The sequence below is a fragment of the Streptomyces sp. NPDC005483 genome, assembly GCF_040606035.1.
Taxonomy (GTDB): Bacteria; Actinomycetota; Actinomycetes; order Streptomycetales; family Streptomycetaceae; genus Streptomyces.
Window position 1 is genome coordinate 1 of record NZ_JBEXEA010000016.1, and the last position, 18,833, is coordinate 18,833.

General features: G+C 71.0%; 17 protein-coding genes. 10 read left to right on the forward strand and 7 right to left on the reverse strand.

What is annotated here, in order from left to right; all coding sequences use genetic code 11:
* Positions 1-215: shikimate kinase (locus ABZT06_RS28275; RefSeq protein ID WP_355746711.1), on the forward strand; the 215-nt coding region annotated here is incomplete at its 5' end.
* Here ABZT06_RS28275 and ABZT06_RS28280 read toward each other — a convergent pair.
* Entirely contained in the window at positions 193-1,797 is a 1,605-nt protein-coding gene (locus ABZT06_RS28280) for a helix-turn-helix domain-containing protein (protein ID WP_355746714.1), read from the reverse strand. The genes ABZT06_RS28275 and ABZT06_RS28280 overlap by 23 nt on opposite strands.
* A 113-nt stretch (positions 1,798-1,910) precedes the next feature.
* Complete coding sequence (locus ABZT06_RS28285) at positions 1,911-3,188, reverse strand: M6 family metalloprotease domain-containing protein (RefSeq protein WP_355746716.1); 1,278 nt, start codon at positions 3,186-3,188, stop codon at positions 1,911-1,913.
* A 246-nt stretch (positions 3,189-3,434) separates the two neighbouring features.
* On the opposite strand from ABZT06_RS28285, the gene ABZT06_RS28290 reads away from it, so the two are divergent.
* Entirely contained in the window at positions 3,435-4,073 is a 639-nt protein-coding gene (locus ABZT06_RS28290; RefSeq protein WP_355746720.1) for a TetR/AcrR family transcriptional regulator, read from the forward strand.
* A gap of 160 nt (positions 4,074-4,233) precedes the next feature.
* The gene (locus tag ABZT06_RS28295; protein WP_355746723.1) at positions 4,234-5,775 is read left to right on the forward strand and encodes an MFS transporter; all 1,542 of its coding nucleotides are present in this window, start codon (positions 4,234-4,236) and stop codon (positions 5,773-5,775) included.
* Positions 5,776-5,880: 105 nt separating this feature from the next.
* Here the strand turns inward: ABZT06_RS28295 and ABZT06_RS28300 are convergent, their stop codons facing one another.
* A complete protein-coding gene (locus tag ABZT06_RS28300) occupies positions 5,881-6,390 on the reverse strand; it encodes a MarR family transcriptional regulator (protein ID WP_355746726.1) in 510 nt (169 codons plus the stop codon).
* A gap of 119 nt (positions 6,391-6,509) precedes the next feature.
* Here ABZT06_RS28300 and ABZT06_RS28305 point away from each other — a divergent pair, with 119 nt between their 5' ends.
* Entirely contained in the window at positions 6,510-7,301 is a 792-nt protein-coding gene (locus ABZT06_RS28305; protein WP_355746729.1) for a class III extradiol ring-cleavage dioxygenase, read from the forward strand.
* 32 nt (positions 7,302-7,333) lie between these two features.
* Here ABZT06_RS28305 and ABZT06_RS28310 read toward each other — a convergent pair whose 3' ends face one another.
* Complete coding sequence (locus ABZT06_RS28310) at positions 7,334-7,864, reverse strand: N-acetyltransferase family protein (protein ID WP_355746732.1); 531 nt, start codon at positions 7,862-7,864, stop codon at positions 7,334-7,336.
* Between the two features lie 192 nt (positions 7,865-8,056).
* Here ABZT06_RS28310 and ABZT06_RS28315 point away from each other — a divergent pair, with 192 nt between their 5' ends.
* Positions 8,057-9,055 (forward strand): sigma-70 family RNA polymerase sigma factor, encoded by a 999-nt coding sequence (locus ABZT06_RS28315; protein ID WP_355746735.1) that lies wholly within the window; start codon positions 8,057-8,059, stop codon positions 9,053-9,055.
* A gap of 421 nt (positions 9,056-9,476) precedes the next feature.
* Here ABZT06_RS28315 and ABZT06_RS28320 read toward each other — a convergent pair whose 3' ends face one another.
* Entirely contained in the window at positions 9,477-10,448 is a 972-nt protein-coding gene (locus ABZT06_RS28320) for a YafY family protein (protein ID WP_355747308.1), read from the reverse strand.
* A 62-nt stretch (positions 10,449-10,510) separates the two neighbouring features.
* Between ABZT06_RS28320 and ABZT06_RS28325 the strand changes: the two genes are divergently transcribed.
* The 5 genes from ABZT06_RS28325 to ABZT06_RS28345 all read left to right on the forward strand — a co-directional run bounded on the left by ABZT06_RS28325 (position 10,511) and on the right by ABZT06_RS28345 (position 16,524).
* The gene (locus ABZT06_RS28325; RefSeq protein WP_355746738.1) at positions 10,511-12,040 is read left to right on the forward strand and encodes an MFS transporter; all 1,530 of its coding nucleotides are present in this window, start codon (positions 10,511-10,513) and stop codon (positions 12,038-12,040) included.
* Positions 12,041-12,240: 200 nt separating this feature from the next.
* On the forward strand, positions 12,241-13,002 hold the full coding sequence (locus ABZT06_RS28330; protein WP_355746741.1) for a DeoR/GlpR family DNA-binding transcription regulator: 762 nt from the start codon (positions 12,241-12,243) through the stop codon (positions 13,000-13,002).
* Complete coding sequence (pfkB, locus tag ABZT06_RS28335; protein WP_355746744.1) at positions 12,999-13,946, forward strand: 1-phosphofructokinase; 948 nt, start codon at positions 12,999-13,001, stop codon at positions 13,944-13,946. The genes ABZT06_RS28330 and pfkB overlap by 4 nt, the downstream gene beginning before the upstream one ends.
* Before the next feature lie 178 nt (positions 13,947-14,124).
* A complete protein-coding gene (locus tag ABZT06_RS28340) occupies positions 14,125-16,170 on the forward strand; it encodes a fructose-specific PTS transporter subunit EIIC (RefSeq protein ID WP_355746747.1) in 2,046 nt (681 codons plus the stop codon).
* A gap of 99 nt (positions 16,171-16,269) precedes the next feature.
* Positions 16,270-16,524 carry a hypothetical protein gene (locus ABZT06_RS28345; RefSeq protein ID WP_355746750.1) on the forward strand — a complete coding sequence of 85 codons (255 nt, stop codon included), beginning with the start codon at positions 16,270-16,272 and terminating at the stop codon, positions 16,522-16,524.
* Positions 16,525-16,541: 17 nt separating this feature from the next.
* Here ABZT06_RS28345 and ABZT06_RS28350 read toward each other — a convergent pair whose 3' ends face one another.
* Entirely contained in the window at positions 16,542-17,288 is a 747-nt protein-coding gene (locus ABZT06_RS28350) for a DUF6227 family protein (protein ID WP_355746753.1), read from the reverse strand.
* Positions 17,289-17,465: 177 nt separating this feature from the next.
* A complete protein-coding gene (locus ABZT06_RS28355; protein WP_355746755.1) occupies positions 17,466-18,692 on the reverse strand; it encodes an Ig-like domain-containing protein in 1,227 nt (408 codons plus the stop codon).
* Between the last annotated feature and the right edge of the window lie 141 nt (positions 18,693-18,833).

The following is an 18,833-nucleotide window of genomic DNA, read 5'->3' on the forward strand; positions in this document are numbered from 1 at the left end:
AGGCGGTCAAGCGCACCGGCCTGAACGCCGCGCGCCCGCTGCTCGCGGTCAACCCGCGCAAGCAGTGGCGCGAGCTGATGGAGGCGCGCCGCCACTTGTACGAGTCGATCGCCACGGCGGTCGTGGCCACCGACGGCCGTACCCCTGAAGAAGTCACCGAGATCGCGCTGGACGCACTGGAGTTGAAGGAAGTCAGAGCAGCGGGACCCGGGTGAAGTGGCCGGCCGCGTGGAGTTCCCGTTCGATGCGGGTCGCCGTGAGGTGGAGTTCGGGGAGGATCTCCGTCACGCATTCCTCGGCCGTGCGGCCCGCCGCGTGCAGGGCCACGTTCACGGCGGCGACCGCCCGGCCCGTACGGTCGCGCAGGGGGACGGCGATGGTGCGGAGGCCGTCCTCCCAGTCCTCGTCCAGCAGGGCGTAGCCCGAGCCCGCCGTGTCCGCCAGCAGGACCCGGCCCAGGGAGGTCGCCGCGGCTGGCAGCCGGGTGCCCACTCTGATGTCCACGCCCATGATCCGCGGGGACACGGCCCTCGCCGTGTACTGGATCTCCGGGCGGGAGTCCGGCCCCGAGGACACCAGGACCGCCAGCGCCGTCGACTCGCCGACCCGCTCCGCCAGATCCGCCAGGTGCGGTGTCGCGATGCGCGGCAGGGACGTACGGGACAGGGGCGGGAAGCCCAGGGACAGCACCCTCGGGGTGAGGCTGAAGGTGCGGGACTCCGGCTGCCCCCGGACCAGGCCCAGGTGTTCGTAGGTGATCAGGGCCCGGCGGGCCGTCGCCCTCGCCAGGCCCGTCGCCCGTGCCACGTCCGTCAGGGTCAGCGCTGCCCTGCCCTCGCCGAACGCCGTCAGGACCGTCAGTCCGCGCGCGAGGGACTCCACGAACTCCCGGCCCAGTTCGCTCTTGGACGCGCCGATCCAGGCGGCCGATCCCGAGGGCGGTGGGCCCGGGGCCGGGTCCGGGGCGGCGGCCAGTTCGCGCTCCATCGCGGTCACCGTCGCCCGCAGCCGCGGCAGCAGGGTGTCGCGCAGGCCCGTCGCCGTGTGGCGGCTGGTGTGGCTCACGACGTTCGCCACGCAGGCGATCCGGGCGGTGCGCGGGTCCCGTACGGGGACGGAGACCGCCACCAGCCCCGGTTCGATCAACTGGTCGTCCAGCGCCCAGCCGTGCCGGCCCGCCTGTGCCGCCGTCGCCTCGAACTCGCTCTCCAGCAGCGGGAGTTCCCGAGGGGGTACGGCCGGGAAGCCCCGGTTCTCCGGATCCGCCGCCCGGCGTTCGCGCCAGACCCGCCAGTCGGCGTCCGTCCACTCGGACGCGAACAGGGGGCCCGGCGCGGTGCGTTCGGCCGGGAGCAGGTCGCCGATGCGGAAGCTGAGGGACATCGCGCGGCGGCGGGTGGCCTGGTGGATGAAGCGGATGCCGTCGCGGTCGGCGACTGCCAGCGACACCGACTCGTCCAGTTCGTCGGCGAGGGCGTCGGCCCGCGGGGAGAGCAGGGCGGGCAGGCGCAGGGCGGCGAGATAGGCGTTGCCGAGTTCCATGAGGCGGGGGGTCGTCACCGCGTCCCGGCCGTCCAGGCGGACGTATTCCATGCGGGCCAGCGTCGACGTGATGCGGTCGACCGTGGAACGCGCCAGGCCCGTCGCCCGCTCCAGGCCGCTCAGGCTCAGCGTCCCGCCCGCCTCGGTCAGCTCCCGCAGCACCCTGACCCCCCGGATCAGCGGCGCGACCGCCTCGGCCGGCACGGCCGACTCGGGCACCGGCACCGGCGGGGGAGTGGTGGTCTCAGCGGGCATCGGCTCTCCGGTACGGCGGTCGCGGCAGCCCTACGGTAATCCGAACGGCGCTCGCGGCACGCCCACGGTCACCCGACTCGGCACCTCCGCCTCTACCCCGACGTGCCCCACCCCTACCCCCGCGTCACCGACACCCGATAGTCACCGTCCCCCTCCACCGCCAGCACCCGCACCCGGATCCCCTTGGCCGGGTCCTGGAACTCCTCGCCGGACGCGAACGGCGCGTCGGAGAGTTCCGCGTGGACGTTGGGGCTGCGGGTGCAGCCCCCGCTGTTCGGCCGAGAGTCGTACACGCGCACCGGGCCCCTCCCGGTGTCCACGTCCGCTTCGACCTTGTAGACGAGGACGCCGGGCCGGCACACCGTCTCGTCGTTGCCCTCGTGGGTGCGCAGCTCGACCGCGTAGCCGGTGCGGCGGCCGACGGGGACGAAGAGGAGTTTGGTGCCGGTGCCGGACCGGGCCAGCGGGGTCAGTGTGTACTCCGAACTCCCGGGCGCGGTGACGCAGTTGACCTGCGTGGCGTCAAGCCAGCCGAGTTTCCACTTGTGCCAGCCGAGGAGGTCGTCGTTGGCGCCCCAGTCCTCGCTCATGATGTCCCAGTGGCCGACCGCGCCCGCGCCGTTCTGGGTGTAGAGGTCGGGCAGGCCGAAGACGTGGCCGTTCTCGTGGGCCAGGACCCGGTATCCGGTCTGCGGGTAGGAGCCGGAGCCGTCGTCCTGGCGGGAGTACACGAAGGAGGCGTTGGCGACGGGGACGCCGTCGGCGATCGGGGCGTCGGGGTTGCCGGCGAAGGTCACCGACAGGACCGTGTCCAGGGCGGAGGGGCCGGCGTTCGGGGTCACCAGGACGTTCAGGAAGTCGTACGACCGGAAGTCCACCCTGGGATCGGCGGCGGCCACGATGTCCTGGACGAGTCGGCGGTAGCCGGGGTCGAAGGGGGCGCCGCGCTCTATGCCGTAGGCCCGGAAGGACTTCGGCATGCGCAGCCAGTCGGTGATCGGGGCCTCGGGGCGGTAGTCGAGACGGCCGTAGGAACTGGTGCGGAACCAGTTCTGGGTCTGCGGGAAGAACTCGCGGAAGCGGTCGAGGGCGGGGCCGGAGCCGGGCGCGTCGGAGAAGTCGATCATCAGGGTGAGGGCGCGGACGGTGCCGGTGGAGCGGGAGTAGCCGCCGGGCGTGGGCAGGCCCTCGGACATCTGGACGGCCGGGCCGCCTCTGATCAGGCAGGCGCCGTGGCTGTCGGAGCGGGCCAGGGCGACCGGGCCGGCGGTCGTGGCCCCGGGGACGAGGCGTTCGGTGCCGGCCGAGGTGCTGACCGCGAAAGTCAGCGCGGTCACGGACGCGAGCACGGCGACGCGGCGCGGGCGTATGCGACGTCTGGTCCACGGCATGCGAGCACCCTCCGGAGTGCGGCAGCCGCTGGTCGGAAGGCTGCTCCTCTTCGATCACCCTGTGCCGGGGCAGGGGTGCACGCGCGCTGGGGAGACCGAACGTGGGTATCGCAGAACCTGTGACTCAGGTCACAACATGATTTCTCCTCAACCTGAAATAACCGGGGAGCGTCTCCCCGTTTAGACCTGTGTCCGAGCGAAACGGGGACCAAGTCCCCGGATCACCCGTCAACAGAGGAGCACACCGTGCAGACCGCTCTCACCGTGCAGCGCAAAGCGCCCCGCGCCGACGCCCTGCGCAACCGCGAGCGGATCGTCACCGCCGCCAGCGAGATGTTCACCGAGTTCGGCCCCGACGTGCCGCTCGACGAGATCGCCCGCCGGGCCGGCGTCGGCAACGCCACGGTGTACCGCAACTTCCCCGACCGCGACGCGCTCGTCCGTGAGGTCGTCTGCTCCGTCATGGACCGGACGTCCGAGGCGGCCGAGCTCGCGCTCGCGCAGACCGGGGACGCGTTCGGTGCTCTGGAGCGCTTCGTGCACGCCTCCGCCGACGAGCGGATCACGGCACTGTGCCCGATGATCCAGGGCGCCTTCGACCAGTACCACCCCGACCTGGTGGCCGCACGCGAACGCATCGAGCAGCTCGTCGAGCAGCTCATGGACCGGGCCAGGGCGGCCGGTCAGCTCCGCGGCGACGTGAGCGTCGGTGACCTGATGGTCGCCGTGTCCCAGCTCTCCCGGCCCCCGGCCGGTACGGGCTGCCTCACCCTCGACGGGTTCGTGCACCGCACCCTTCAGCTGTTCCTGGACGGACTGCGGGCCCCGGCCCGCTCCGAGCTGCCGGGCGCGGCGCTGACGATGGAGGACCTCCGCCAGACCTGATCCGACGACGACCTGATCCGACGACCTGATCCGACGACGCACCGATTAGTTCACAGCGCGAGAACAGTCTCCAAAGACGACTTTCGACCGGCCGTCACCGACGACGGACCGTCCCCTTACACATCTTTTTCCGTTCCGAAGTCCCGAAGTGGGTATCCCCATGTCTGAAACAGCCGCAAAGGCTCCCGGCGCACCGGCCGTGTCCGGTGACGCCAACCGCTGGAAAGCGCTCGTCTTCATCGCGCTCGCCCAGCTGATGGTCGTGCTGGACGCGACCATCGTGAACATCGCCCTGCCCTCCGCCCAGGCCGACCTGGGCATAACCGACGGCAACCGCCAATGGGTCGTCACGGCCTACGCCCTCGCCTTCGGTGGACTCCTGCTCTTCGGCGGCCGGATCGCCGACCTGTGGGGCCGCAAGCGCGCCTTCGTCGTCGGCCTGATCGGCTTCGCCGCGGCCTCCGCGCTCGGCGGTGCCGCGACCTCCGGCGGCATGATGTTCGGCGCCCGTGCCCTGCAGGGTGCCTTCGGCGCACTGCTCGCGCCCGCCGCGCTCTCCCTGCTCGCCGTGATGTTCACGGACGCCAAGGAGCGCGCCAAGGCCTTCGGCATCTACGGCGCGATCGCCGGTGGCGGCGGCGCCGTGGGCTTCATCCTGGGCGGTGTGCTGACCGAGTACATGGACTGGCGCTGGACCTTCTTCGTGAACATCCCGTTCGCGATCGTCGCCGCGCTCGGCGCGTACTTCGTCATCCGTGAGCCCGAGGGCGGCCGCAACCGCAACCCGCTCGACATCCCCGGCGTGCTGCTGTCCACCCTGGGCCTGGTCGCGCTGGTCTACGGCTTCACCCGCGCCGAGACCGACGGCTGGGGCGACTCCGTGACCGTCGGCATGTTCGTCGCGTCGGCCGCCCTGCTGATCGCCTTCGTCGTCACCGAGGCCAGGACCAAGGCCCCGCTGCTGCCGCTGCGCGTCATCACCGACCGCAACCGCGGCGGGATCTACCTCTCGCTCGGCATCGCGATCATCGCGATGTTCGGCACCTTCCTGTTCCTGACCTACTACCTGCAGATCGTGAAGGGCTTCACGCCGATCAAGACCGGCTTCGCCTTCATGCCGATGATCGTCGGCATGATGGTCGGCTCGACCCAGATCGGCGCCCGCCTGATGACCCGCGTCCCGGCGCGGCTGCTGATGGGCCCCGGCTTCCTGGTCGCCGCGGTCGGCATGCTGCTGATGACGCAGCTGGAGATCGGTTCGTCGTACGCCTCGACGATCCTGCCGGCCATGCTGCTGCTCGGCCTCGGCATGGGTACGGCGTTCATGCCCGCCATGTCCCTGGCCACCCTGGGCGTCGAGCCCCGGGACGCCGGTGTCGCCTCCGCGATGGTCAACACCTCGCAGCAGGTCGGCGGTGCGATCGGTACGGCCCTGCTGAACACGATCGCCGCCTCCGCCACGACCTCCTACATCGCCGACCACATCGGCTCCGCGACCTCCAAGTCGCAGGCGCAGCTGGTGGCGCTGGAGGGCCAGGTGCACGGCTACACCAACGCGATCTGGTTCGCCGTCGGCATGCTGGTGCTCGCCGCGGTGATCGTCGTGACCCTCGTCAACGCCGGCCGCACGGACACCGCTGCGGTGGCCGGGTCCGGAGAGGGCGCCGAGGAGGAGCTGGCGATCCCGGTCGTCGCCCACTGACGGCGACCGCCCCGCGGTACCCCTTCGAGAACCACGTACGTACGGGGAAGGGGACGCCCCGTACGTACGACCCCAGGAACTGCCCTGGCCCCCTGAGCGAGCGGCTCAGCGGAGCCAGGGCAGATCCGCGCCCGCCTCGTTCGGCTGGAGTCCCTCGGCGACGATCTGCATGATCTCGCCGAGGGACTTCTGCTGTTCCGGGGTGAGCCGGTCGAACAGGGCGGCGCGTACGGCCCGCACATGGCCCGGCGCGGCGCCCCGCAGCATCTCCAGGCCCGGGTCGGTGAGCACCGCGAACTGGCCGCGCTTGTCGTCCGGGCAGTCTTCCCGGCGCACCCAGCCGTTGCGCTCCAGACGGGCGATCGCGTGCGAGAGGCGGGACCGGGTGATCTTCGCCTTCATGGCCAGCTCGGTCATCCGCAGCCGCCGCTGGGGGGCCTCGGCGAGGCCGACGAGCAGCCCGTAGTAGATGTGCGGCATGCCGGCGTCCCGCTGGAGCTGGCGGTCGAGGTGATCTTCGAGCAGGGTCGTGGCGTGCACGTACGAGCGCCAGATGCGCTGCTCTTCGTCGTCGAGCCACTGGGGCTCCTCGTCGGGGGCGGGTGCCGTGTTCATGTCTCCCACTCTACGAGCTCTCTCCTTGAAGCTTAAACAAATGAGGCGTACAGTCATGTCGTAAGAAGCTTTAAATTTGAAGCACTCAGTGCATCGGAAGTACCGGAGGAGTCCCCACCATGTCCGCCGACACGCTGGAGCGCATGCCCGCCCTCTACCTGAGTCACGGTGCGCCGCCGCTCGCCGACGACCCGGTCTGGCCCGGCGAGCTCGCCGCCTGGTCCGCGGACCTGCCCCGGCCCAAGGCGATCCTCATGGTCTCCGCCCACTGGGAGGAGGCCCCCCTCGCCCTCGGAGCGGTGCAGCCCGTCCCGCTCGTCTACGACTTCTGGGGCTTCCCCGAGCACTACTACAAGGTGACGTACGACGCCCCCGGCGCCCCCGAACTCGCCGAGTCCGTACGCAAGTTGCTGCGCGCCCCCGGCATCCCCGTGCAGGACATCCCGGACCGCGGACTGGACCACGGGGCCTACGTCCCGCTCGTCGAGATGTTCCCCCAGGCCGACATCCCCGTCCTGCAGATCTCGATGCCGACCCTCGACCCGGTCAAGCTCATGGAGATCGGCCGCAAGCTGGCCCCCCTGCGCGACGAGGGCGTCCTGATCGTCGGCTCCGGCTTCTTCACCCACAACCTCGCCGCCCTGCGCCACACCGGCTCCGGAGTGCCCACCTGGTCCTCGGAGTTCGACGACTGGGGCCGGCGGGCCCTCGAGGCGCGGGACGTGGACTCCCTGCTGGACTTCCTCAACAAGGCCCCGGCCGGGCGCTACGCCCACCCCCGCACCGAGCACTTCGCGCCCCTCTTCGTCACCATGGGCGCGGCGGACGTGAGCGGTGAGCTGGACGCGCAGAAGTCCGTCATCGACGGGTTCTGGCTGGGGATGGCCAAGCGGTCCGTGCAGTTCGGCTGAGCCTTTCCCGTCAGGGCCTTTCCCGTCGGGGCCTACAGGTCCTTCTCGTACCAGGCCACGTCCCAGTAGCGGCCGAACTTCCGGCCCACCTCCCGGTACGTGCCGACGTGCCGGAACCCGAAGCGTTCATGCAGCCGCGTGGACGCTTCGTTGGGTTGGGCGATGCCCGCGTAGGCGCGATGCAGGTCCTCGCCGGCCAGAGCCTCGAAGAGGGCCTTGTAGAGGAGGGTGCCGACGCCCCGGCCGCCCGCGTCCGGGGCGAGGTAGACGGTGACCTCCACGGAGGTCGCGTACGCGGGCTTCGCGCGAAAGGGGCTGGATGTGGCGTACCCGAGGATCCGCTGTGAGGTTCCTGTCGGGTCCGTGTCGCTGGCAACCATCAGACGGTACGGGCCGTCTTCAGGGTGGGAGAGCAGCCAAGGGCGGCGCTCTTCCGGGGCGAAGACAGCGGTGTCGAATGTGATCGGCGTCTCGCGAACGTAGTGGTTGTAGAGGTCGGTGAGGGCCCCGAGGTCGCTTTCGGCTCCCGGCCTGACCTGCACCTCTGTGCGTTCTGACGGCATCACGCCTCCCCATGTGGCCGGACAGGGTACTGCAAGATCAGAAAAATAGCGGCACCGCCTGGGAATTCTGTCCGGTTTCCAGTCGTTGTTTCCATCGGATGCAGGGCACCCGAGGAGAGTCCGGAAAGCACCGGAGCCGGGACCCCGCGTCCGAAGGACCACCCGCTGACCCAACATCGCAAGGGAGCACGCATGGCAACCCGTGCCGTCGCCCGTCGTAAGTCCGCCTCCAGCGGGTCTACCGACGCGGCACGCAGTGTTCGCGTCCATGGCGGCGAGATCGCCGACCGCGACCTGGTCGGCATGTACCTCGACGAGATCGCGCGTACGCCGCTGCTCGACGCCGCCAAGGAAGTCGAGCTGTCCCAGATCATCGAGGCGGGTGTGTTCGCCCGACAGGTCCTCGACGGGTTCGAGGAAGCCAAGGCGGACGCCACCCGTGAGGAGCTGGAGGCGTTGGTGGAGGAGAGCGAGCGCGCCAAGGACGTGTTCATCCGCTCCAACCTCCGCCTGGTCGTCGCCGTGGCCCGCCGCTACCCCCGCAGCGGCCTGCCCCTGCTCGACCTGATCCAGGAGGGCAACGCCGGCCTGGTGCGCGCGGTCGAGAAGTTCGACTACCGCAAGGGCTTCAAGTTCTCGACGTACGCGACCTGGTGGATCCGTCAGGCCATCACCCGCTCCATCGCCGACCAGTCCCGCACCATCCGGCTGCCCGTCCACCTCGTGGAGGAGCTGGGCCGCATCCGCCGTGTGCAGCGCGAGTTCAACCGCGAGCACGGCCGCGACCCGGAGCCCGCGGAGATCGCCGCCGAGCTCGGCTCCAACCCGGAGCGCGTGATCGACGTCCTGGACTGGGCCCGCGACCCGGTCTCGCTGAACATGTCGGTGGACGACGACGGCGACACCCAGTTCGGCGACCTCCTGGAGGACACGTCGGCGGTCTCGCCGGAGCAGTCGGTGCTGACGCTGCTGCGCAGCGAGGAACTGGACGACCTCATCGGCCGCCTCGACCAGCGCACCGCGTCCATCATCAAGATGCGGTACGGCATCGAGGACGGGCGCGAGCGCACGCTGACCGAGGTCGGCAAGGAGCACGGGCTCACCCGCGAGCGGATCCGGCAGATCGAGAAGCACGCCCTGCTGGAGCTGAAGAAGCTGGCGCGGTCCACCGGGTTCGACGCGGCGGCGTAGGCGGGGTGTGCCCGCGTGCGCCGTGGCGAAAGACCGCGCAAACATGGCTGTACTAGGTCGCTTAACCTGCCGGACCCTGGGCACAAGACTTCAGGGTCCACATGTTCGAGTCCCGGAGGTCATGCTTTCGGACCCGCCGGACCCTCCTGAACCAAGTCCCGACGCGATCCCCCCCGGCGCCGGGACTCTCCCCGAGCCGGACTTCGGCGCCCTCCCCCCCCCTGGGCGCCGGGGTCCGGCTCTTTTTGCGCCCCGCACGACGCGAGGCGGGTCACCCCGTACCTGAACCACGGGGTGACCCACCGAAGGCCAGATTCTGTCACATCGGGACAGCTCGCCGGATTCGGCTCGAGCCCGGCGCCCGCCGCCCACGGGAAACCCGCGCGACCAGCCACGACGCGCCCGCACCGGCCCGTACCCCTCAGGCGGCTCCCCCCGCCGCCCGAACCAGCCGCCCACCCAATTCCCGTACCGCCTCCACCAGTTCCACGGGCTCCTGCACCTGGAACTCCACCCCCGTCATCGCCAGCCGTACCGCCATCCAGTCCACCGCGTCCCCGACGGTCCCCCGCAACCGGCACCGACCCTCGCCCAGCGGCTCTGGTACGCCCATCCACGCCGGCACCCGGGCCCCCACCACCGACGCCTCGCCCTCGAACGTCACGACCAGCTCGTACGTCTCCTGGCGGCGGTACATCGACTGCCGCAGGTATTCGGCCGCGCCCCCCGTCGGCAGCTCCCGCGGAGCGAACCGCGCCCCCGTGGCGAAGGGGTCGTTCACCCGGTCGACCCGGAAGGTCCGCCAGTCGCCGCGGTCGAGGTCGTAGGCGACGAGGTACCAGCGCCGCCCGGTGGAGACCAGGCGGTACGGCTCCACGACCCGTCGGGACTCGGCTCCGTCCTTCGCGCGGTAGCCGAACCGGAGCTTTTCGTGCCCGGCCACCGTGGACGCCATCACCGTCAGGGTCTCGGTCGGGATGCTCGCCCCGTCCCCGCTGGTGAGCGGCGTCGTCGCGGCCTGGAAGGTGGACACGCGATGCCGTAGGCGGGAGGGCAGGACCTGTTCCAGTTTCGCCAGCGCTCGCACGGACGCCTCGTCCATCCCCTCGACCGCGTGCCCGGCCCCGGCCCGCAGTCCGACCGCGATGGCCACCGCCTCCTCGTCGTCGAGGACGAGCGGGGGCATGGCCTTGCCCGCGACGAGCCGGTAGCCGCCGTCGGAGCCCTTGGTCGCCTGGACCGGGTAGCCCAGTTCGCGGAGGCGGTCGATGTCCCGCCGGACCGTGCGCCGGGAGACCCCGAGGCGGTCGGAGAGCTCGCCGCCGGGCCATTCGCGGGGCGTCTGGAGGAGGGAGAGGAGCGTCAGGAGCCGTGCCGGGGTGTCCGTCGTCATGAGGTCGAGAATGCCGTAGAAGTAGGACACGACCTGACCTAATGGGGTCGTAGCTTCTAGGCATGACCTCCACCGAGACCACCCTTCCGGGCCCCCTCGACGCACCGCCCGCCGCGGGCGACCGGCGTCGCTGGTTCGCTCTCGCCATCGTGATGACCGCGGCCTTCATGGACCTCGTCGACGTCACGATCGTCAACATCGCCATTCCGTCCATCCGGCAGGACGCCGGCGCCTCCGTCAGCCAGATCCAGTGGATCACCGCCGGTTACGCCCTGGCCTTCGCCGCGGGGCTGATCACCGGAGGGCGGCTCGGAGACATCCACGGGCGCAAGCGGCTGTTCCTCGTCGGCATCGGCGGGTTCACCCTGGCGTCGGCGCTGTGCGGCTTCGCCGCGAACCCGGAGATGCTGGTCGCGTCCCGGATCCTGCAGGGCGGCATGGCCGCGATGATGATTCCGCAGGTGCTGTCGATCGTGCACGCGACCTTCCCGGCGCACGAACGGGGCAAGGTGTTCGGGCTCTTCGGGGCGGTCGTCGGGCTCGGGGCGGTCTCCGGTCCGCTGCTCGGGGCGCTGCTGACCGAGTGGAACCTCTTCGGGCTCGAATGGCGGCCGATCTTCCTCATCAACCTGCCGGTCGGGATCATGGGGCTGGTTCTCGGAAGCCGTTTCATCACCGAGTCCAAGGCCCCGCGGGCCCTGAAGCTGGACCTGGTGGGCGTGGCCATGGTCGTGCTCGGACTGCTGATGCTGCTCTACCCGCTGACCCGCGGCGAGGAGCTGGACTGGCCGCTGTGGGGATACGTGTCGATGGCCGGCGCGCCCCTCGTGTTCGCGGCGCTGGTGGCGTACGAGAAGCGCAAGGGGGAGCGGGACGGGTCGCCGCTGGTCGAGCTGTCGCTGTTCAAGGTGAAGAGCTTCGCGGCCGGGATCGCGGTGCAGACCGTGTTCGGGGTCGGGCTTGGCATCTTCTTCCTGGTGTGGACGCTGTACATGCAGACCGGGCTGGGCTGGAGCCCGCTGCGGGCGGGGCTGACCGGGGTGCCGTTCTCGATCGCCGTCTCCGTGGCCGCCGGGCTCTCGGTGCAGAAGCTCGTGCCGCGGTTCGGCCGCGGGGTGCTCCAGGCCGGTGCGCTGCTGATGGTGGTGGGTGTGCTGCTCTACCTCTGGGAGGCCGGGCGGTACGGCATGTCGATCAGCTCGTGGCAGATGGCGTTGCCGCTGGTCGTGATGGGCGTGGGCATGGGCCTGATCGTCGCGCCGCTCACGGACGCGGTGCTGTCGGAGGTGCCGCGTGAGCACGCCGGCTCGGCCTCGGGGCTGATCAACACCGTGCAGCAGATGGGCAACGCGCTCGGACTCGGGCTGGTGTCGGTGGTGTTCTTCGGGGTCATGGGCGACGACCTGGGACCGGCGCAGGTGGGGCCGGCCTTCGTGGACGCCTTCCAGCACGCGCTCGGGTGGGTCGCCGCGGTGATGGGCGTCATCTTCCTGCTGATGTTCGCGCTGCCGAAGCGGCCCGCGCAGCATGTGGAGGGGGCCGCGGAGCTTCCTCTGGCGGAGGAGGAGAAGGAGCCCGAGCTGGTCTCCTGAAAACCGAGGTGAGGGGCCCGGTACCTGGTGAGGTACCGGGCCTTCTTGTCGTATTCGGACTCGCACGCGGACTCGTACTCGGACACCCCCGGAAGTCCGTTCATGCCCGGATGGCGTCCGAACCTGTTTACTTTCCGGAAATCCGGGCGTAGCCTCCCACTGAAACCACACGTTCGGGCATCAGTCGGAGGCGAGCGGACATGTACGCACCGGAGCGGCAGCAGGAGATCCTCCGGCTCGCCCGTGACGGCGGGCGGGTGGACGTCGTCTCGCTGGCCGAGGAGTTCCAGGTCACCGCCGAGACCATCCGGCGCGACCTGAAGGCCCTCGACCGCGCCGGGCTGCTGCGCCGGGTGCACGGCGGGGCCATCCCGGCCGGGCGCCTCGACTTCGAGCCGGATCTCGCCGAGCGCGAGACGACCGCGGCCGACGAGAAGGACCACATCGCCAAGGCGGCCCTCGCCGAACTGCCGACCGAGGGCACCCTGATCCTCGACGCCGGTACGACCGTGGCCCGCCTGGCGGCAGCCGTCCCGCTGGAGGCCTCGCTCACCGTCGTCACGCACAGCCTGCCGATCGCGGCCCGCCTCGCCGACCACCCCGGCATCCAGCTCCACCTCGTCGGGGGGCGCGTACGGCACCGTACGCGCGCCGCCGTGGACGCCTGGGCGCTGCGGGCGTACGGCGAGATCCGGGCCGACGTCCTCTTCGTGGCGGCCAACGGCTTCTCCGCCGAGCACGGCCTCACCACCCCCGACCTCGCCGAGGCCGCGGTCAAGCGCGCGGCGATCGCCGCCGCCCGTCGCGTGGTGCTGCTCGCCGACTCCGCCAAGCACGGCCAGGAGCACTTCGCCCGCTTCGGTGACCTGAGCGATGTGGACCTGCTGATCACCGACAGCGGGCTGAGCCCCGAAGACGTCGCCGCGATCGAGCGCGGCGGGACGGAAGTAGTTCTCGCATGATCCTCACCGTCACCCCGAACCCGTCCCTGGACCGTACGTACGAGGTCCCGTCCCTGGAGCGCGGCGAAGTCATCCGCGCCACCGGTGAACGCATGGACCCCGGCGGCAAGGGCGTCAACGTCTCGCGTGCCGTCGCGGCCGCCGGGCGGCGCACGGTCGCGGTCCTGCCCCTGGGCGGGGCGCCGGGAGCGCTCGTCGCCGACCTGCTCGACGCGCAGGGCATCGAGGTCGCGCCGGTGCCGGTCGCGGGCGCCACCCGGTCGAACATCGCGCTCGCCGAGTCGGACGGGGTGCTCACGAAGATCAACGCGCCGGGTCCCGAGCTCTCTCCCGAGGAGCAGGAACTCCTCCTGGAGACCGTGCGCGAGCAGTCGCGCGACGCCTCGTGGATCGCGTGCTGCGGAAGCCTGCCCCGGGGGCTCGCGCCCTCCTGGTACGCCGAGGTGGTCGCGCGGGCGCACGCCGGTGGTGCGCGGATCGCGCTGGACACCTCGGGGCGCGCTCTGCTGGAGGCGCTGCGCGAACGGCCCGACGTCGTCAAGCCGAACGCCGAGGAGCTCGCGGAGGCCGTCGGGCGCCCCCTGTCCACGGTGGGCGACGCGGTGAAGGCGGCCGAGGAGCTGCGGGAGATGGGTGCGCGGGCGGTCCTCGCGAGCCTGGGCGCCGACGGACAGCTGCTCGTGGACGGCTCGGGCGCCTGGTTCGGCAGCGCCCGCGTGGCCGCCGTACGCAGCAATGTCGGCGCCGGCGACTCCTCGCTGGCCGGCTTCCTGATCGCCGGCGGCAGCGGCCCCGGAGCCCTCGCCTCCGCGGTCGCCCACGGCGCGGCGGCCGTCCAGCTGCCCGGCAGCGTGATGCCGACCCCGGACGACCTGGACCCGGCCGCGGTGACGGTCACGGCCGAGGTGCCGGTGGACCGGGTGCTGAAGGAGCCGGTGTCATGAGCGCCCCGGCCGCGGCGGCGTCCGCTATGACGGTCCCTCGCGCTGTCGATACGGCCGTGCCGGCGCTGTTACTCCGCGCCGCCGCCCTCCTCCCCCTGAACCCCCACCGCACCACCCCCGTCCCCACCCCTGACGCCCACTCCACCCCCCGGGCGATACGCGTGCGAAGGAGCCCGCGATGAGCGACATGATCACCGCGGACCTGGTCGACCTCGACCTGTCCGCCGATACCAAGGAAGCGGCGGCCCGTGCCCTCGCCGAGCGCATGGTCGCCCTGGGCCGGGTGACCGACCTGGAGGGCTTCCTCGCCGACGTGGCCGCCCGCGAGGCCCAGATGCCGACCGGCCTCGACGGCGGCATCGGCATCCCGCACTGCCGAAGCGTTCACGTCACCGAGCCGACGCTCGCCTTCGGGCGCAGCGCCGCCGGGATCGACTTCGGTGCGCCGGACGGACCCGCCGACCTGATCTTCCTGATCGCGGCACCGGCCGGTGCGGACGACGCCCACCTGACGATCCTGTCCTCCCTCGCACGGCAGCTGATGAACGCCGAGTTCACCGACGCGCTGCGGTCCGCGGGCGACGCGGGGAGCGCGGCGGCGCTGATCCGCGGGGACGAGCCGCCGACGGCCGCCGAGGCCGCTCCGGGCGCCACCGAAGACTCCGTTGCGGTATCGGCGGCGGCCTCCGCCGATACCGCAACGGCCCCCACTCCCGATGCTCCGGCGGCCCCCTTCCGGATCGTCGCCGTCACCTCCTGCCCGACCGGTATCGCCCACACCTACATGGCCGCCGAGTCGCTGGAGAACGCGGGCCGCGAGGCGGGCGTCGAACTCGTCGTCGAGACACAGGGCTCGGCCGGCTTCACCCGTCTCGACCCGGCCGTCATCGCGGCGGCGGACGGCGTGATCTTCGCGCACGACGTCCCCGTACGCGACAAGGACCGCTTCGCCGGCAAGCCCACCGTCGACGTCGGTGTGAAGGCGGGCATCAACCGGCCCGCCGAACTCATCACCGAGGTGCGCGGGAAGGCCGCGCGTGGTGAGGTGACCGCGGGCGCCGGAGGGGGCGCGGGGACGCCGGTCGAGCGGGCCGGCGAGTCCGGCGACAGCTACGGCACCAAGCTCCGCAAGTGGCTGATGACCGGCGTGAGTTACATGGTCCCGTTCGTCGCCGCGGGCGGTCTGCTGCTCGCCCTCGGGTTCGCGATCGGCGGCTGGCAGATCGCGAGCGCGCCCTCGGTCATGAAGCACTTCTCCTGGACCGAGATCGACAGCTGGGGCGCCCTGCTGTTCCAGATCGGCCAGGTCGCCTTCGGCTTCCTCATCCCGGTGCTCGCCGGATACATCGCCTACGGCATGGCGGACCGCCCCGGTCTCGTCCCCGGCTTCGTCGGCGGAATGATCGCCTCCAACATCGCCGCCGGGTTCCTCGGCGGCCTGGTCGCCGGTCTGCTCGCGGGTGGAGTGGTCCTCGCGATCCAGCGGATCAAGATCCCACCGGTGCTGCGCGGCATCATGCCGGTGGTGGTGATCCCGCTGATCTCCTCACTGATCGTCGGCTTCCTGATGTTCGTCGTGATCGGCAAGCCCATCGCCGAGGCCCAGAAGGGCATGACGGACTGGCTCAACGGCCTCTCCGGCGCCAACGCCGTCCTGCTCGGCGTCCTCCTCGGCCTGATGATGTGCTTCGACCTCGGCGGCCCGGTCAACAAGGTCGCGTACGCCTTCGCCACCGCCGGAATCGCCGTGCAGGCCCCGAGCGACTCCGCGATGAAGGTCATGGCCGCCGTGATGGCCGCGGGCATGGTCCCGCCGCTGGGCATGGCCCTCGCGACCACCGTCCGCAAGAAGCTCTTCACCGAGACCGAGCGCGAGAACGGCAAGGCCGCCTGGGTCCTCGGCGCCTCCTTCATCTCCGAGGGCGCGATCCCGTTCGCGGCGGCCGACCCGCTGCGGGTCATCCCGGCCTCGATGGCGGGCGGCGCGGTCACCGGCGCCCTGTCGATGGCCTTCGGCGCCACCCTGCGCGCCCCGCACGGCGGCATCTTCGTGGTCCCGCTGATCGGCAGCCCGTTCCTCTACCTGATCGCCATCGCGGCGGGCGTGTGCGTCACGACCTCGCTGGTGGTGGTCCTGAAGAGCATGCGCAAGCCGGCGCCGGGAGCGGCGGCCACCGAGGCGCCCGCCGCCAAGGCGGAGGCCAAGCAGCCGGTCGCCGCATAGAACCTGCCCCTTTGGGGCGGCTGTGAGGTGTTCACGGCACCTGCGAGATACGTCACGGTCCGGGGCCAAAGTCCCGGACCGTGGTGTCTACTGGACCGCATGCCTGAGCACGTCTCCGTCTACCAGTTGCTTGGTGTGACCCTGCTCGTCCTGGTGGTCGTCGCCTGGACGGCGGGGTTGGCCTACATGCTGCGCCACGGCCGCCATGAGGCCGTCGTGTGGCGCGTCACCCACGGTCTGCCCGCCCTGCCGCGCCCGCGCCAGGCCGCCCCCGGCCATGAGAGCGTCGAACTGACGCCGGCTGAGAAGGACGCGTTCGCGGGTCTGGTACGACAGCTCAGCGGCGGCCGCTGACCCGGACGCGGGCCGGTTCAGGACAGTTGCGCCGCGCGCCGCTCCATGGCGTCGCGGGCCGCTTCCTCGGAGACGTACACCTCGCACATGTGCCGCCCGTCGGGCGTCGCCGTGTGCTCGACCTCCCACAGGGAGATCTCCGCTCCGTCGCGCAGCAGGAACGCGTGCTCGTACAGCGAGAAACCCAGCCCGGCGCGGCCCGCCCGGCACGGCCGCCCGAACGCCTGCGTGATCTGGTGGGCGAACGCCTCCGCCAGCAGCGCGGCCGTCTCCGCACCCGGCCGGTCCGCGTTCTCCGCGCGGCGCAGGAGCCGGCGCGCGTGATCCGCCGAGTCGTCCGGCGCGTAGGCGTGCCGCGGCGGCTGCACGGGCGAGAGCTGCACCGTCACCGGCAGCTCGAAGTCCGGGGTGTCCTGCGGCAACGGCAGCCGCGCGGTCGCCGCCCGCAGCTCCTCCTCGTCGACGTACACCTCGTGCTGCGGGACGCTGTCCCGCGCGGTGTTGTGGACGAGCTCCCACAGAGTGAGCGCCGAGCCGTCGGCGAGCAGCCACGTGTGCCGGTACGTCTCCCGGTGCAGCCCCGCGCTGTGGTGCGCGGAGTGCAGCGAACTGTCGTACGCCAGCGCGCAGTCCAGTCGCCGGATCGTCTCGTCGGGCAGCTCGAAGGAGTTCAGGGCACGACCGAGAAGCCGCGCGAGGTGCTCCTCCGGAGACTCGGGCGACTCGGGTGGTTCGTACGCTGCCGTCTCGTACGGAACGCTCAAGGTTTCTCCCGGCGTTGCTGCATGTCACCTAGTGGGTGCATACCGTAGCCCCTCGGTCGGACATCATGTCCGGGAACCGAGAAAACGTACGTCTGTAAAACGTCCGGGCCGCGCGGGAAATTCCCACACGGTCCGACGATCCGTCAAAAGGCCCCGGTCGGAGGGGCCTTGCGGTGATCAGGAGGAGCCTGCGGCGCTTCCCGCGACCCACTCGTTCCATGACATGTTCCAGCCGTTCAGCCCGTTGTCGGGCGCCACCGTCTTGTCGGGGGAGTTCTTCACGATCACCACGTCCCCGAGCAGCGAGTTGTCGTAGAACCACTTGGCCGGGGTGTCCGCCTGCCCGCCCTTGACGTCCCGCAAACCGACGCATCCGTGGCTGGTGCCGGTACGCCCGAAGGGCGGATTCCCCTTGTTGTACCAGTAGTTGCCGTGGATGAAGGTCCCCGACTGCGTCAGCCGCATCGCGTCCGGGACGTCGGGGATGTCGTACGCGTTGGCGAGGGCGACCGTCCGGCTGTCCATGCGGATCTTCTTGGCCTTCTCGGAGATCACCATCTGCCCGTTGTACGTGGTGAACTTCGGGCTGCCCGTCGAGATCGGCACCGACTTGAGGGTGCGGCCGTCCCGTACGACCTTCATGGTCTGCGTGTCGGCGTCCACGGTGGACACCTGCGAGCGCCCGACCGTGAAGCTGACGGTCTTCTCCTGCACGCCGGTGACGCCGTCGGCGCCCTCGACCCCGTCCAGGTCGATCCTCATCGTGACCTTGGAGCCGGCCTTCCAGTACTCCTCGGGCCGGAAGTCGAGCCGCTGCGCCCCGAACCAGTGCCCGACCACCTGCTGCCCGCTGCTGGAGCTGACGGTGATGTGCGACTGCACGGCCTTCTTGTCACTGATCGCCTTGTCGAATCCGAACGACACCGGCATCCCCACACCGACCGTCGTCCCGTCGTCCGGCGTGTACGTCCCGATGAAGCTGTTCGCCTTGGAGACGGTCGTGAAGACGGACTTCGCGGTCACGGCCCTGCCGTCCGAGTCCTTCGCCGTCGCGGCTATCTCGTACTTCGTCCCCCGCTCCAGCTGCTCCCGGGGCTTCCAGCTCCCGCCGCCCGCGGCCAACGACCCCGGGATCTCCTGCCCCGTGCCCGCCTCCGTCATCTTCACGCCGGTCAGCGTGCCGTCGCTGACCTTCACGCCGGTCGAGTTGATCGACGCGCGCGTCGAACCGTTCTTGGCGGAGAACGCGATCTGCGCCGCGGAGGTCTTCGCGGGGTCCTTGCCGCCCTTGCCTTCACTCTTGGCGTCGGAGTCGCCTCCGCACGCGGTGAGGGTGAGGGCGCCGACCATCAGGACGGCACAGGCCCCCAGTGCGCGCCGCGCTGCTATGTCCGGCGTTGTCACGGGCTGCTCCAGATTCGTGTGATGTGCGCGGTCCACCCCACTCCGTGAAGGGGGAGGTACCCGGTCCCCGACCGGGTTCCCTCAGAGCGCGACGAATGCCATCGTGTGACGGAACCGGGGGCGCCGGTGAGGGTGCCGGTG

Coding starts and splice junctions, on each gene's coding strand:
- ABZT06_RS28285 (WP_355746716.1), bottom strand. CDS start 3,188: ATGCCGTGGACCAGACGTCGCATACGCCCGCGCCGCGTCGCCGTGCTC.
- ABZT06_RS28310 (WP_355746732.1), bottom strand. CDS start 7,864: ATGCCGTCAGAACGCACAGAGGTGCAGGTCAGGCCGGGAGCCGAAAGC.
- ABZT06_RS28305 (WP_355746729.1), top strand. CDS start 6,510: ATGTCCGCCGACACGCTGGAGCGCATGCCCGCCCTCTACCTGAGTCAC.
- ABZT06_RS28330 (WP_355746741.1), top strand. CDS start 12,241: ATGTACGCACCGGAGCGGCAGCAGGAGATCCTCCGGCTCGCCCGTGAC.
- ABZT06_RS28300 (WP_355746726.1), bottom strand. CDS start 6,390: ATGAACACGGCACCCGCCCCCGACGAGGAGCCCCAGTGGCTCGACGAC.
- ABZT06_RS28345 (WP_355746750.1), top strand. CDS start 16,270: ATGCCTGAGCACGTCTCCGTCTACCAGTTGCTTGGTGTGACCCTGCTC.
- pfkB (WP_355746744.1), top strand. CDS start 12,999: ATGATCCTCACCGTCACCCCGAACCCGTCCCTGGACCGTACGTACGAG.
- ABZT06_RS28295 (WP_355746723.1), top strand. CDS start 4,234: ATGTCTGAAACAGCCGCAAAGGCTCCCGGCGCACCGGCCGTGTCCGGT.
- ABZT06_RS28280 (WP_355746714.1), bottom strand. CDS start 1,797: ATGCCCGCTGAGACCACCACTCCCCCGCCGGTGCCGGTGCCCGAGTCG.
- ABZT06_RS28340 (WP_355746747.1), top strand. CDS start 14,125: ATGAGCGACATGATCACCGCGGACCTGGTCGACCTCGACCTGTCCGCC.
- ABZT06_RS28320 (WP_355747308.1), bottom strand. CDS start 10,448: ATGACGACGGACACCCCGGCACGGCTCCTGACGCTCCTCTCCCTCCTC.
- ABZT06_RS28315 (WP_355746735.1), top strand. CDS start 8,057: ATGGCAACCCGTGCCGTCGCCCGTCGTAAGTCCGCCTCCAGCGGGTCT.
- ABZT06_RS28325 (WP_355746738.1), top strand. CDS start 10,511: ATGACCTCCACCGAGACCACCCTTCCGGGCCCCCTCGACGCACCGCCC.